The sequence below is a fragment of the Streptomyces sp. NPDC101219 genome, from assembly GCF_044767675.1.
Lineage (GTDB): Bacteria > Actinomycetota > Actinomycetes > Streptomycetales > Streptomycetaceae > Streptomyces.
On the sequence record NZ_JBIWOK010000007.1, the window covers coordinates 82,301 to 96,166 of the forward strand.

Consider the following 13,866-nt stretch of genomic DNA (forward strand, 5'->3'; position numbering starts at 1 on the left):
AATCCGCGTGCGGCGGAGCCGGGTGCTCCGCCGCACGCGGCTGCCCGGTTCACTGGACGCGGAAGTGCCGTTCGAAGGAGTTCCACACGTCGTCGTAGTCCTCCTGGAGGTGCTCCGCGCGCGCCGCCTGCGGGGTGAGCGACAGCGGCCAGCGGGTCTCGAACATGAAGGCCAGCCCGTCGTCGATCTTCTGCGGCTTCAGCTCGGCCGCGCTCGCCCGCTCGAAGGTCTCGTGGTCCGGTCCGTGCGCCGACATCATGTTGTGCAGCGAGCCGCCGCCCGGCACGAAGCCCTCCGCCTTCGCGTCGTAGGCACCCTCGATGAGGCCCATGTACTCGCTCATCACGTTCCGGTGGAAGTACGGCGGGCGGAAGGTGTCCTCGCCCACCAGCCAGCGCGGCGCGAAGACCACGAAGTCCACTCCGGCCAGCCCCGGGGTGTCGCTGGGCGAGGTCAGCACCGTGAAGACGGACGGGTCCGGGTGGTCGTAGGAGATGGTGCCCATCACATTGAAACGGCGCAGGTCGTAGGCGTACGGCACATGGGTGCCGTGCCAGGCGACCACGTCGAGGGGCGAGTGGCCGTAGGTGGCCGACCACAGGTTGCCGCAGAACTTGTTCACCACCTCCACCGGCCCCTCCACGTCCTCGTACGCGGCGACCGGAGCCCGGAAGTCCCGCGCGTTGGCGAGGCCGTTGGCGCCGATCGGGCCGAGCTCGGGGAGCACGAAGGGCGCACCGTAGTTCTCGCACACGTAGCCGCGCGCGGTCTCGTCCAGGAGTTCCACCCGGAAGCGCACCCCGCGCGGGATCAGCGCGATGTGGCCCGGCTCCGCGTGCAGCAGCCCGAACTCGGTGCGCAGCAACAGCCCGCCGAGCTCCGGGACGATCAGCAGTTCGCCGTCGGAGTCGCTGAACACCCGGTCCATCGAGGCGGTGGCGTGGTACAGGTGCACGGCCATGCCCGCGCGCTGCGTGACGTCCCCGTTGCCGCCCAGCGTCCACAGGCCGGCCAGGAAGTCCGTGCCCTCGGGGGGCTCGGGCAGCGGGTCCCAGCGCAGCCGGTTGGGGTCCGGCACCGTCTGGTTGAAGGGCGCCGTGCGGAGCGCGCCGTTGCTGGTGCGGACGAACGCCGGGTGGGCCGCCGACGGGCGGATCCGGTACAGCCAGGAACGGCGGTTGACGGCCCGCGGCTCGGTGAAGGCCGAACCGCTCAGCTGCTCCGCGTACAGCCCGAGGGGCGCGCGCTGCGGTGAGTTCCGGCCCTCGGGAAGGGCGCCCGGGACCGCCTCGGAACAGTGCTCGTTGCCGAAGCCGCTGAGGTGTGCCAGGCCTTCGGCGGCCTTGCGCGCTGCCTCGCGATCGCCCGCGCCCCTGCGGGCGGTGACCCCATCGCTCATGTCCGGTGCTCCCTTGCGTCCGATTCCTATGCAACACCGTAGGATTGCGTTTTCCCGTGCGCAAGAGGGCCGGGTGAATCCCGCGTGTCCTCCTCCCGGTGGAGGAAACGGACCAGACTTCAGGGGGATCCCCGGGATCGCACCCCTGTTCTACGCTCCGGACATGTCATGGACGCGGACCCTCACCGCCGCGCTCGCCCTCGGACTCGTCCTCGCCACCGGACCCGTGGGCTGCGCCTCCCCGGACGCCCGGGGGCAGGACGGCGCGCCCGCGTCGGCCGGCCGGCTCCTGGAGGCACGGGACCCGGAGGGGCGGCCCTACCGCGAGGTCGGACAGAGCGCGGCCCCGCGCGTGGGGGTCGAGGTGACGCCCGACTCCGGCGGCGGCTGGGCCGTCCGGCTGACCGTGCGCGGCTTCCGCTTCTCCCCGGACGGCACCGCCGGACGGGCCGTGCCCGGCCGCGGCCTCGCCCAGCTGTACGTCGACGACCGGCTCGTCGCCCGGCTGCGCACCCCCGGCCACCGCCTGGCCGCGAACACCGTGCCCCGCGGCACCCACCGGGTCACCGCCCGGCTGTACGCCGACGACGGCTCGGTGTGGGCCGTGAACGGCGAGCCGGTGGAGAGCACCGCCGACGTCACGGTGTCGGAACCGGAGGCGTCGGCCTCCACGACGGCGACCGCCACACCTGTTGGCGCGGGGGCCGGCCGGGGCCGGTGACGCGGGGGCCGGCCGGGGCCGCTGACGCGGCCGTGCCGCGCGCGGCCGGCGCGGGCGGCAGCGGAGGCGAGGAGCGGCGGGCCGGGGGTGCGGCGGAGGGCACGGTTCACCCGAACGCGCGGACGAGGCATCATGAGGGCCGTGCCCCATCCGACAACGCTCCGGCGTGCGCCCGTGCAGCGGCGCAGCGCCGAACGGCTGACCCGCATCCTCGACGCCTGCGCCGAACTCCTCGACGAGGTCGGCTACGACGACCTGAGCACCCGGGCCGTCGCGGAGCGCGCCGGGGTGCCGATCGGCTCCGTGTACCGCTTCTTCGGCAACAAGCGCCAGATGGCCGACGCCCTGGCGCACCGCAACCTCGAACGCTTCACGGACCGGATCGCCGAACGCCTGCGGGGCACCGGCGACCGGGGCTGGCGCTACGCCATGGACGCCGTGATCGGCGAGTACCTGCAGATGAAGCGCAGCGCGCCCGGCTTCTCCCTCGTCGACTTCGGTAACCAGATACCGGTCGGCGGCCACCGCACCGAGCCCAACCTGCGGGTCGCCGACCGCCTGACGGACCTGCTCTCCGGCTACCTCGGACGCACGCCCGACGAGGACCTGCGGCGCACCTTCCTGGTCGCCGTCGAGACCGCCGACTCCCTGATCCACCTCGCCTTCCGGGTCGCGCCCGACGGCGACGCGAAGGTCATCGAGGAGCTGCGGGAGATGCTGCGCGCCTACCTGGCCCGCGTCCTGGACCGGCCCGCGCCGCCGGACGGCGGGCGGTAGGGGCGGCTGGTCCGTGACCTTCCGGGCGCCGCTCGCCCCATCGGTCCCGGGGCGTGTTCGTGTGCCTGGAGCAGCCCCGCGCGCGCCCCGCAGGCCCAGGCGGTCCGCGGAGCGGGGAGCGACCTCCGCCGTCCCGGCTCGCTTTCCCCATCCCCTCCCCGCCGTGCATACCGGTCGGTATGCTCAGGTGCGTCCGTGCGGTGCCCGGTTCCCTCCCGTGCGCCGCCGTCGCCCTATCCGGGAGGTCCCGTGTCCCGCACCGCCCTGCGTATCTGCCCCCTGTGCGAGGCCACCTGCGGCCTGACCCTCACCGTCGACGACGGCGGCCGGGTCACCCGGGCCCGCGGTGACCGCGACGACGTGTTCAGCAAGGGGTTCATCTGCCCCAAGGGTGCCGCCTTCCCGGCCCTCGACTCCGACCCCGACCGGCTGCGCGCCCCGCTCGTCCGGGTCGACGGCGTCCTGCGCGAGGCGACCTGGGAGGAGGCGTTCGACACCGTCGCCGCCGGCCTCCGGCCCGTCGTGGACCGGTACGGACCGCACGCCGTCGGGCTGGTCCTCGGCAACCCCAACGTGCACACCATGGCCGGCGCCCTCTACCCGCCCGTCCTCCTCGCCGGGCTCGGCACCCGGAGCCTGTTCACCGCCTCCACGCTCGACCAGATGCCCAAGCACGTCTCCAGCGGCCTGCTCTTCGGTGACGCCAACACGATCCCCGTGCCCGACCTCGACCGCACCGACCACCTGCTGCTGATCGGCGCCAACCCCCTGGAGTCCAACGGCAGTCTGTGCACCGCGCCCGACTTCCCCGGCCGTCTCAAGGCGCTCCGGGCCCGTGGTGGCACCCTCACGGTCGTCGACCCGCGACGGACCCGCACCGCCCGTCTCGCCGACCGGCACCTCGCCGTCCGGCCCGGCACGGACGCGCTGCTGCTCGCCGCGATGGTGACCGTCCTCTTCGAGGAGGACCTGACCGATCTCGGCGGTCTCGCCCCGCACGTCCAGGGGGTGGACGACGTCGCCCGGGCCCTGCGGGACTTCACGCCCGAGGCGGTCGCCCCGGCCTGCGACGTCGACGCGGACACGATCCGCGCCCTCGCCCGGGAACTCGCCGCCGCCCCCACAGCCGCCGTCTACGCCCGCATCGGCAGCTGCACCGTCCCGCACGGCACCCTGGCCAGCTGGCTCGTCGACGTGCTCAACACCCTCACCGGCAACCTCGACCGGCCCGGCGGTGCCCTGTTCCCGCAGGCCGCCACCGACCGGACCCCGCGCCCCGCCGGGCCCGGCCGCGGCTTCGCCCTCGGCCGGTGGCACTCCCGGGTGAGCCGCCACCCCGAGGCCAAGGGCGAACTGCCCCTGTCCGCCCTCGCCGAGGAGATCGACACCCCGACCGACGAGGGCACGCCCGTCCGCGCCCTCATCGCCGTGGCCGCCAACCCCGTGCTGTCCGCACCCGACGGCGACCGGCTCGACAAGGCCCTGGATTCCCTGGACTTCATGGTCAGCGTCGACCCGTACCTCAACGAGACCTCACGCCACGCGGATGTCGTCCTGCCCCCGCCGCCGCCCGCGCAGAGCCCGCACCACGACTTCGCCTTCAACACCCTCGCCGTGCGCAACCAGGTCCGCTACACCCGCCCCGCCGTCCCGCTCGAACCGGGCCGCATGGCTGAGACCGAGATCATGGCCCGGCTGATCCTCGCCGCCACCGGGATGCACGGCACCGACCCGGCCGCGGTGGACGCCATGGTCGTCGATCAGACCCTCGGCAAGGCGGTGCGCGAGCCGCACTCCCCGGTGCACGGCCGCGATCCGAAGGAGCTCGCCGCACAGCTCGGCGGCGACAACGGCCCCGAACGGCGGCTCGACCTGATGCTGCGTCTCGGCCCGTACGGCGACGGCTTCGGCGCCCGGCCGGACGGCCTCACCCTGGAGCGCCTGCTCGACCACCCCCACGGCATCGACCTGGGGCCGCTGCGCCCCCGGCTGCCGCAGCCTTTGAAGACGGCGAGCGGCAAGGTCGAACTGCTGCCGCGGCCGATCGCCGACGACCTGCCCCGGCTGCACGCCGCCCTCACCGAACGCCCCGCCGGACTCGTCCTCATCGGCCGCCGCCATCTGCGGTCCAACAACAGCTGGATGCACAACGTGCCCGCCCTCACCGGCGGCACCAACCGCTGCACCCTGCACATCCACCCGGAGGACGCCGAACGCCTCGGCGTGCGCGACGGCGAGCCGGTGCGGGTCAAGGGCGCCGGGGGAGAGGTGACCACGCCCGCCGAGGTCACCCCGGAGGTCCGCCGGGGCGTGGTGAGCCTGCCGCACGGCTGGGGACACGACCGGCCCGGCACCCGGCTGCGCCACGCCGCCACGGACCCCGGGGTCAACGTCAACCAGCTCCTCGACGGCAGCCTCCTCGACCCGCTGTCGGGCAACGCCGTCCTCAACGGCGTTCCCGTGGAGGTCACGGCCCCCGCCCGCGCGGAGGCCGGAGCGCCGCAGGGAGCGACGGCCTGAGCCCATGGGCATGTGAGCCCACGGGCACGCATGCCCACGGGCATGTGAGCCCACAAGCACGTGAGCGTCACCGCGCCCGCACGCGCCGGTCACGCGAGCGTGCCCGTGACCTGAGCAAAGCCCTGACCTGGACTTTTGCGCTTATTGCTCGCGCCCCGACGTCTTGCTGACGCCCTTTCGCACTGCCTAACGTCTCGTCGCACCGCCGGCCCTGGTGGGAGTTCAAGGGCGAACGTTAGGTGTCCACTCATGCTGACCATCCTCGGCTTCGCCATGATCGCGACCTTCCTGGTCCTGATCATGATGAAGAAGATGTCGCCGATCGCGGCGCTCGTGCTGATTCCCGCGCTGTTCTGCGTGTTCGTCGGCAAGGGCGCCCACCTCGGTGACTACGTCATCGACGGCGTCGTCGCACTGGCGCCGACGGCGGCGATGCTCATGTTCGCGATCGTCTACTTCGGTGTGATGATCGACGTCGGTCTCTTCGACCCGATCGTCCGCGGCATCCTCCGCTTCTGCCGGGCGGACCCGATGCGGATCGTCGTCGGCACCGCCCTGCTCGCCGCGATCGTGTCCCTCGACGGCGACGGGTCCACCACCTTCATGATCACCGTGTCGGCGATGTACCCGCTGTACAAGCGGCTGGGGATGAGTCTGGTCGTGATGACCGGCGTCGCCGCCATGGCCAACGGAGTGATGAACACGCTTCCCTGGGGCGGCCCGACGGCCCGCGCCGCCACCGCCCTGAAGCTGGACGCGAGCGACATCTTCGTGCCGATGATCCCGGCGCTGCTGGTCGGCCTGCTGGGCGTGGTCGTCCTGGCGTACGTCCTCGGACTGCGTGAGCGGCGCCGGCTGGGCGTGCTCACCCTCGACGAGTCCCTCGTGGGAGGGAAGACCGGGGAGAAGGAGACCGAGACGGAGACGGTCCTGGCCGGTGCCGGTGCCGGTGCCGGTGGCGGGCCGGGTGCCGGCTCCCGGCCGGGCGGGAGCGCGCCGGCCGCCGGTGGGTCCGGCTCCGGTCCGGGCACGGACGCCGGGGAGCCGCACGACGAGGAGGACTTCCAGGGGCTCGACCCCGCCCGTCCCACCCTGCGCCCCAGGCTGTACTGGTTCAACGCCCTGCTCACGGTCACCCTGCTGACCGCCATGATCATGGAGTGGCTGCCGATCCCGGTGCTGTTCCTGCTCGGCGCCGCGCTCGCGCTCTCCGTCAACTTCCCGCACCTGCCCGATCAGAAGGCCCGCATCGCCGCCCATGCGGACAACGTCCTCAACGTCTCCGGCATGGTGTTCGCCGCCGCCGTCTTCACCGGGGTCCTCCAGGGCACCGGCATGGTCGACCACATGGCCGAGTGGCTGGTCGGCGTCGTCCCGGAGTCGATGGGCCCGCACATGGCCCTGGTCACGGGGGTGCTCAGCCTCCCGCTCACCTACTTCATGTCCAACGACGGCTTCTACTTCGGTGTCCTGCCCGTCCTCGCCGAGGCGGGCGCCGCGCACGGCGTGTCGCCGCTGGAGATGGCCCGCGCCTCACTGGTCGGCCAGCCCCTGCACATGTCCAGCCCGCTCGTCCCCGCGGTCTACGTCCTGGTCGGCATGGCCAGGGTCGAGTTCGGCGACCACACGCGGTTCGTGGTGAAGTGGGCGGCGCTGACCTCCCTGCTGATCCTCGGCGCGGGGCTCCTCTTCGGCATCGTCTGACCGCCCGGGGAACCCGCACCGGGGACTCGCACCGGGGACTCGCACCGGGGACCCGCACCTAGAACCCCGGTTCGGCGCTCCCGCCCGGGCCGGCCGCTCACCGGACCCGACCGCCCGAAGCTGCATCCGACCGTCCCAGGAGGACCCGACCATGACGCCCGGCGGAAACCGCGGCTGGCTGCTCCGCCTCGTCATCGCGTTCAGCTTCGCGCAGGGCGCCGTGTCGATGGCCCGGCCCGCCGTCTCCTACCGGGCGCTCGCACTCGGTGCGGACGAGCGGGCGGTCGGGGTGATCGCCGGGGTGTACGCGCTGCTGCCGCTGTTCGCCGCGGTACCGCTCGGCCGGCGCACCGACCACGGCCGCTGCGCGCCCCTGCTGCCCGCCGGAGTGGTGCTGATCTCCGGGGGCTGCGCACTGAGCGGCCTCGCCGGGTCCTTGGCGGCCATGGCGCTGTGGAGCGGGGTGATGGGCCTCGGCCACCTGTGCTTCGTCATCGGCGCGCAGTCCCTGGTCGCCCGCCAGTCGGCACCGCACGAACAGGACCGCAACTTCGGCCACTTCACCATCGGCGCCTCCCTCGGCCAGCTCGTCGGGCCGATCGCCGCGGGCTCGCTGATCGGCGGCGCCGACATGGCCGGCACCAGCGCGCTGGCGCTCCTCGTGGCGGGCGCCGGGGCGGCGGTCGCGTTCACCTCGCTGTGGCGCATCGAGCGGCCCGGCGCGGCACGGGCGCGTGCGGTGGCGGACGGCCGCGTCCCCGTGGGAAGCATCCTGCGGGCCCGGGGCGTTCCAGCCGGCATCCTCATCAGCCTCGCCGTGCTCTCCGCGACCGACATCCTCACCGCCTACCTGCCGGTGGTCGGCGAGCACCGGGGCATCGCCCCCGCCGTCATCGGCCTGCTGCTCAGCCTGCGGGCGGCGGCCACCATCGCCTGCCGGCTGGTCCTCACCCCGCTGCTGCGGCTGCTCGGCCGGACGGCGCTGCTGACGGTGACCTGCCTCCTCGCGGCCCTGCTGTGCACCGGCATCGCGTTGCCCATGCCGGTGTGGGCCCTCGCGCTGCTGCTCGCGGTGCTCGGCTTCTGCCTGGGCGTCGGGCAGCCCTTGTCCATGACGACGGTCGTCCGGGCCGCGCCCGCGGGGGCCCGCTCGACGGCCCTCGCCCTGCGTCTGACCGGCAACCGCCTGGGCCAGGTCACCGCCCCGGCCGCGGCGGGCCTGGTCGCCGGGGTGGCGGGAGTGGCGGCACCCTTCGTGATGCTGGGCGCGCTGCTCCTGCTGTCCTCCGGCATCGCCCTGCGCTCCCCGGACGGCCCCGCCGCTCCCCGCCCGCCCGCGGACCCGGAACGCCCCGACGGAACGGCGCCCCAGCCGCACGGACCGCGCCACCGCGGCCGGGGACGCGACGGCGCCGCCCGCCCCTGAGGAGGAGCCGGGCCCGTACCCGGGCCGCCGAACCGGAGCCCAGCGGTCCCGTTTCTCACGGACTGGACGGTCGCAGCGCGATCCGTCCGCTCCCTTCCCCCGGCCGTGCACATTCCGTTAGCTTCCGTGACTCACACGCCCCGTACGGCTCGCACGAGGCGTTTCCCACCGCGGAGCATCCGCGCCCTGCCGAACCCCAGGGGGCACCCTCATGACACGCGCCATCTCCCTGCACGACGTGAGCAAGGCCTACACCCGGGGCCACCGTGTCGTGGACCGGCTGTCCCTGGACATCGCGCCCGGCGAGTTCCTCGTCCTGCTCGGCCCCTCCGGCTGCGGCAAGTCCACCGTGCTGCGGATGATCGCTGGTCTGGAGGAGATCGACGCCGGAAACCTGTTCCTCGACGGCGAGTACGCCAACGACCTGCCGCCCGCCGAGCGGGACATGGCGATGGTGTTCCAGAACTTCGCCCTCTACCCGAGCATGACCAGCCGCGACAACATCGGTTTCCCGCTGCGGATCGAGGCGCCCGGGACGGACCCGTCCCCGCGGGTCGACGCCACCGCCCGCATGCTGGGCATCGAGGACCTCCTCGACCGTTTCCCCGCGCAGCTGTCCGGCGGGGAGCGGCAGCGCGTCGCCATGGGCCGGGCCATCGCCCGCCACCCCTCCGCCTTCCTGATGGACGAGCCGCTGTCCAACCTCGACGCCAAGCTGCGCAACCACCTGCGCGCCGAGATGTCCCGGCTCACCCGCGAACTCGGCGTCACCACGGTCTACGTGACCCACGACCAGGGGGAGGCCATGTCGCTGGGCGACCGGGTCGCCGTGCTGCGCGGCGGCGTGCTCCAGCAGGTCGGCAGCCCGCGCACGGTGTACGCGCTGCCCGCCAACGTCTTCGTCGCCGCGTTCATCGGCATCCCCCGCATCAACCTGCTGCGCGGACTGGTCCGCGCGCCGCTGGACGGCGCCATGACCATCAGCCTCGGCAAGCAGTTCCTGCGGCTGCCCGAACCCCTGTCCCTGGACCACCAGTTGCTGCGGGTGCAGCAGGGCCGGGAGGTCATCGTCGGGCTGCGCTCCGAGGCCGTCCGTATCGCCGAGGCCCGCTCCGCCCGTCCCGGCGAGGTGGTGCTCACCGGGCTGGTCGAGCACGTCGAGTTCCAGGGGCACGAGGTCCTGGTGCACTTCGACACCGGTTCGCGGCCCGCCGTCGTCCCCGACCTGGAGGCGCCGCGTCCGCACCCGGGGCGCACCGAGCGGCGGCGCCGCCGCGACGGCACGGTCCTGGACCGCCTGCGGCAGCGGGCCGGGGCGCTGCGCCCCGGCGCCGTCGCCACGCTGGAGCCGGCCGCCGAGCCGTCCTCCGCGCCGGCGGGCGCCGACCCGCGGCTGCCGGGCGACCTCATCGTCCGTACCGCCCCGGACGTGCGGCTCCGGCAGGGCATGCAGGTGCCGCTGCTGGTCGACCTCGCCCACTTGTTCGTCTTCGACCAGCACGGGGAGCGGATCTGCCCCGATCCGGCGCGCCTGCCCGACCTCGACGGGTGACGCCCCTCTCACCGGCCGTCCGGCGGGTTCCCCTGGCGCCCGTAAATTACCACCGCTAGTTTATGTGGCGGCAGACGACGCACACGAGGCCCCCGTCCCGGAGGAAGCGCGATGAAGGCATACGACGGCATGTACATCGACGGCGCCTGGCGCCCCGCCGCCGGTCCGGACGTGATCGAGGTCGTGAACCCGGCCGACGAACAGGTGATCGCCACCGTCCCGGCGGGAACCGTGGAGGACGTCGACGCCGCCGTCCGGGCGGCCCGCGCCGCCCTCCCCGCGTGGCGCGCCACCCCGCCCGCCGAGCGCGCCGCCCGGCTCGCCGCCCTGCGGGACGTCCTTCAGGCCCGCCGGGAGGAGATCGCCGAGACGGTCACCGCCGAACTGGGCTCGCCCCTGAAGCTGTCGCAGACCGTGCACGCCGGCGTCCCGGTCGCCGTCGCCGGTTCCTACGCCGAACTGGCCGCCACGTACGCCTTCGAGGAGCGGATCGGCAACTCGACCGTGCTGAGCGAGCCGGTGGGCGTGGTCGGGGCCATAACGCCGTGGAACTACCCGCTGCACCAGATCGTCGCCAAGGCCGCGCCCGCCCTCGCCGCGGGCTGCACCGTCGTCGTCAAGCCCGCCGAGGACACGCCCCTGGTGGCCCGGCTCTTCGCGGAGGCGGTGCACAAGGCCGGGATCCCGGCGGGCGTGTTCAACCTCGTCACCGGCCTCGGACCGGTGGCCGGGCAGGCCCTCGCCGAACACCCGGGTGTCGACCTGGTCTCCTTCACCGGCTCCACCGCCGTCGGCCGCCGGATCGGCGCGATCGCCGCGGGCGCGGTCAAGAAGGTCGCCCTGGAACTGGGCGGGAAGTCCGCCAACGTGATCCTGCCCGGCGCCGACCTGGCCCGCGCGGTCAACGTCGGCGTCGCCAACGTCATGTCCAACTCCGGCCAGACGTGCAGCGCCTGGACCCGCATGCTGGTCCACCGGGACCAGTACGACGAGGCCGTCGGCCTCGCCGCGGCCGCCGCCGCGAAGTACGGCGACCGCATCGGCCCGCTCGTCAACGCCGGGCAGCGCGACCGGGTGCGCGGATATATCGAGAAGGGCGTCGCCGAGGGCGCCCGCCTGGTCGCCGGCGGCCTCGACACCCCCCACGAGAAGGGATACCACGTCAGCCCCACCGTCCTCGCCGACGTCACCCCCGACATGACCGTCGCCCAGGAGGAGATCTTCGGGCCCGTGCTGTGCGTCCTGCGCTACGAGGACGAGGAGGACGCCCTGCGCATCGCCAACGGCACCGTCTACGGCCTGGCCGGCGCCGTCTGGGCCGGCGACGAGGCGCAGGCGGTCGCCTTCGCCCGCCGGCTCGAGACCGGCCAGGTGGACATCAACGGCGGCCGGTTCAACCCCCTGGCGCCCTTCGGCGGTTACAAGCAGTCGGGCGTGGGCCGCGAACTCGGCGTGCACGGCCTGACCGAGTACCTCCAGACCAAGTCCCTCCAGTTCTAAGGGAGTCGTCACCGACATGGCCGTACGTGCCGCTGTACTGCCCGCCGTCTCCGCCCCGTTGGAGATCACCGGGATCGAACTGCCCGGCCCCGGCCCCGGCGAGGTGCGGGTCCGACTCGCCGCCGCCGGGGTCTGCCACTCCGACCTGTCCCTGACCAACGGCACCATGCGCCTGCCGGTGCCGGCCGTGCTCGGCCACGAGGGTGCCGGCACCGTCGTCTCCGTCGGGGAGGGCGTCACCGATGTCGCGCCGGGCGACGAGGTGGTCCTCAACTGGGCGCCCTCCTGCGGTTCCTGCCCCGCCTGCGCACGCGGAGAGGTGTGGCTGTGCGGCAGCGCCCTCGACGGCGCCGCCCGGGTGCACGCCCGCCGCTGCGACGACGGCACGGACCTCCACCCCGGCCTGAACGTCGCCGCCTTCGCCGAGGAGACGGTGGTGCCCCGGTCCTGCGTGCTGCCCGCCCCGGCCGGTGTCCCGCTCACCGACGCCGCCCTGCTCGGCTGCGCGGTCCTCACCGGTTACGGCGCCGTGCACCACGCGGCGCGGGTCCGCCCCGGCGAGACGGTCGCCGTGTTCGGCGTCGGGGGAGTGGGCCTCGCCGCCCTGCAGTCGGCGCGGATCGCCGGTGCGTCGACGATCGTCGCGGTCGACGTCTCCCCGGACAAGGAGGGGCTCGCCCGGGCCGCCGGCGCGACCGACTACCTCGTCGCCTCGGACACCACGCCCCGCCAGATCCGGGCCCTCACCGGCAAGCAGGGGGTGGACGTCGCCGTCGAGTGCGTCGGCCGCGCCGTCACCATCCGCACCGCGTGGGAGTCCACCCGGCGCGGCGGCCGCACCACGGTCGTCGGCATCGGCGGCAAGGACCAGCAGGTCACCTTCAACGCCCTGGAGATCTTCCACTGGGGCAGGACCCTGGCCGGCTGCGTCTACGGCAACTCCGACCCCGCCCGGGACCTGCCCGTGCTCGCCGAGCACATCCGCGCGGGCCGCCTGGACCTGGCGAGCCTGGTGAGCGAACGGATCACCCTGGACGGCATCCCGGCCGCCTTCGACGCCATGCTCGCCGGCAAGGGAGCCCGCGCCCTGGTCGTGTTCTGACCCGGAGGTGCGGGCCCGGGCCGCCTCGCACCGCGACCCCGGGGCGCCTGGACCGCCCGGGCCCACGGCCCCGGACCGGCCCCCGGCTCAGGCGCCCCGGGGCCCCCGCCCGCCGCCGTCCGCCGCGGTCCCGGGGCCGGCCGGGACGGGCCCCGGCTGTCCGTCCCCGGGCCCGGGGACGGGCGGACCGTCCACCGAGGTTGCCGAAGGCCGACGGGGCCGGGAACGGGACACCGCCACGCCCGCCAGACACAGGGCGCCGCCCGCCAGCGTGAGCGCGCCGGGCACCTCGCCGAGCGCCAGCCATGACATGAGCACGACCAGCGCGGGCACCGCGTACGTGGTCGCCCCCATCCGCCCGGCCGTCGTCCGGGCCAGCGCGTAGGCCCACGTGGTGAACGCCAGCGCGGTCGGGAAGACCCCCAGATAGATCATGTTGAGCGTGGCGGACGCGGGCGCCCGGGCGGCCTCGCTCACCAGCTGCCCGGCGAACGGCAGACACGCCACCGCCCCGACCAGGCACCCGTACGTCGTCACCTGCAGCGGGCTCGCCGTCCCGAGGGCGGGCTTCTGCGCGACGACCCCGCCCGCGTAGGCCACCGCAGCCAGCAGGCACAGCACCACGCCCAGCAGCGACGACCCGCCCTCACCGGACATCGACAGGCCGACGGTCACCGCGCCGGCGAACGACACGGCCATGCCCGCGAGCAGCCGCGGGGGCATCGCGTCCCCCAGCAGACGGGCGCCGAGCAGGGCGATGAGGATCGGCCCGATGTTCACCACCAGGGCGGCCGTGCCCGCGTCGACCTGCTGCTCGCCCCAGTTGAGGGCCACCATGTAGAAGCCGAACCAGAGCAGCCCCGATATCGCGATGCCGCGCCACGCCGTCCGGGGCGGCGGCCCCTCCCGCCGCCAGAGGCAGATCACGGCCAGCGTCAGCGCCCCGGCCAGCAGCCGCCCCAGCGCGAGGGCGCCCGGCGAGTACGCGGAGCCCGCGCTGCGGATCGACACGAAGGCGGAGGCCCACAGGACCACGGTGACGGCGGCGGCACCCGCGGCGAGCAGCTCGCCGCGGCGCGCGGGCCGGGACACGGGGACGTCGTACATCATGCTCTAGACGCTAGGCCTCTCGTTTGGATCAGGACGGGCTCGCGGGCCCCGGCAC

The 13,866-nt window shown here is 74.2% G+C and carries 10 protein-coding genes; 8 read left to right on the plus strand and 2 right to left on the minus strand.

Features of this window, described 5'->3' with window-relative positions:
- Nucleotides 1-49: 49 nt before the first annotated feature.
- Nucleotides 50-1,399 (minus strand): homogentisate 1,2-dioxygenase, encoded by a 1,350-nt coding sequence (hmgA, locus tag ACIRPP_RS15560; RefSeq protein WP_403642362.1) that lies wholly within the window; start codon nucleotides 1,397-1,399, stop codon nucleotides 50-52.
- Nucleotides 1,400-1,562: 163 nt separating this feature from the next.
- Here hmgA and ACIRPP_RS15565 point away from each other — a divergent pair, with 163 nt between their 5' ends.
- The 8 genes from ACIRPP_RS15565 (at nucleotide 1,563) to ACIRPP_RS15600 (ending at nucleotide 12,701) form a co-directional block, all read left to right on the plus strand.
- Nucleotides 1,563-2,120, plus strand: coding sequence for a hypothetical protein (locus ACIRPP_RS15565; RefSeq protein WP_403642364.1), 558 nt, complete (start codon nucleotides 1,563-1,565; stop codon nucleotides 2,118-2,120).
- 132 nt (nucleotides 2,121-2,252) lie between these two features.
- Nucleotides 2,253-2,897: a TetR family transcriptional regulator gene (locus ACIRPP_RS15570; RefSeq protein WP_403642367.1), complete on the plus strand. Its 645-nt coding sequence runs from the start codon at nucleotides 2,253-2,255 to the stop codon at nucleotides 2,895-2,897.
- A gap of 249 nt (nucleotides 2,898-3,146) precedes the next feature.
- Complete coding sequence (locus tag ACIRPP_RS15575; protein ID WP_403642369.1) at nucleotides 3,147-5,417, plus strand: molybdopterin oxidoreductase family protein; 2,271 nt, start codon at nucleotides 3,147-3,149, stop codon at nucleotides 5,415-5,417.
- 249 nt (nucleotides 5,418-5,666) lie between these two features.
- Nucleotides 5,667-7,121 carry a CitMHS family transporter gene (locus ACIRPP_RS15580; RefSeq protein WP_403642372.1) on the plus strand — a complete coding sequence of 485 codons (1,455 nt, stop codon included), beginning with the start codon at nucleotides 5,667-5,669 and terminating at the stop codon, nucleotides 7,119-7,121.
- A gap of 151 nt (nucleotides 7,122-7,272) precedes the next feature.
- Entirely contained in the window at nucleotides 7,273-8,547 is a 1,275-nt protein-coding gene (locus ACIRPP_RS15585; RefSeq protein WP_403642375.1) for an MFS transporter, read from the plus strand.
- A 211-nt stretch (nucleotides 8,548-8,758) separates the two neighbouring features.
- Entirely contained in the window at nucleotides 8,759-10,099 is a 1,341-nt protein-coding gene (locus ACIRPP_RS15590) for an ABC transporter ATP-binding protein (RefSeq protein ID WP_403642378.1), read from the plus strand.
- A gap of 111 nt (nucleotides 10,100-10,210) precedes the next feature.
- Nucleotides 10,211-11,599, plus strand: coding sequence for an aldehyde dehydrogenase family protein (locus ACIRPP_RS15595; protein ID WP_403642381.1), 1,389 nt, complete (start codon nucleotides 10,211-10,213; stop codon nucleotides 11,597-11,599).
- 16 nt (nucleotides 11,600-11,615) lie between these two features.
- The gene (locus ACIRPP_RS15600) at nucleotides 11,616-12,701 is read left to right on the plus strand and encodes a Zn-dependent alcohol dehydrogenase (protein ID WP_403642384.1); all 1,086 of its coding nucleotides are present in this window, start codon (nucleotides 11,616-11,618) and stop codon (nucleotides 12,699-12,701) included.
- Nucleotides 12,702-12,788: 87 nt separating this feature from the next.
- Here the strand turns inward: ACIRPP_RS15600 and ACIRPP_RS15605 are convergent, their stop codons facing one another.
- Nucleotides 12,789-13,811: a DMT family transporter gene (locus ACIRPP_RS15605; protein WP_403642387.1), complete on the minus strand. Its 1,023-nt coding sequence runs from the start codon at nucleotides 13,809-13,811 to the stop codon at nucleotides 12,789-12,791.
- Nucleotides 13,812-13,866: the final 55 nt, after the last annotated feature.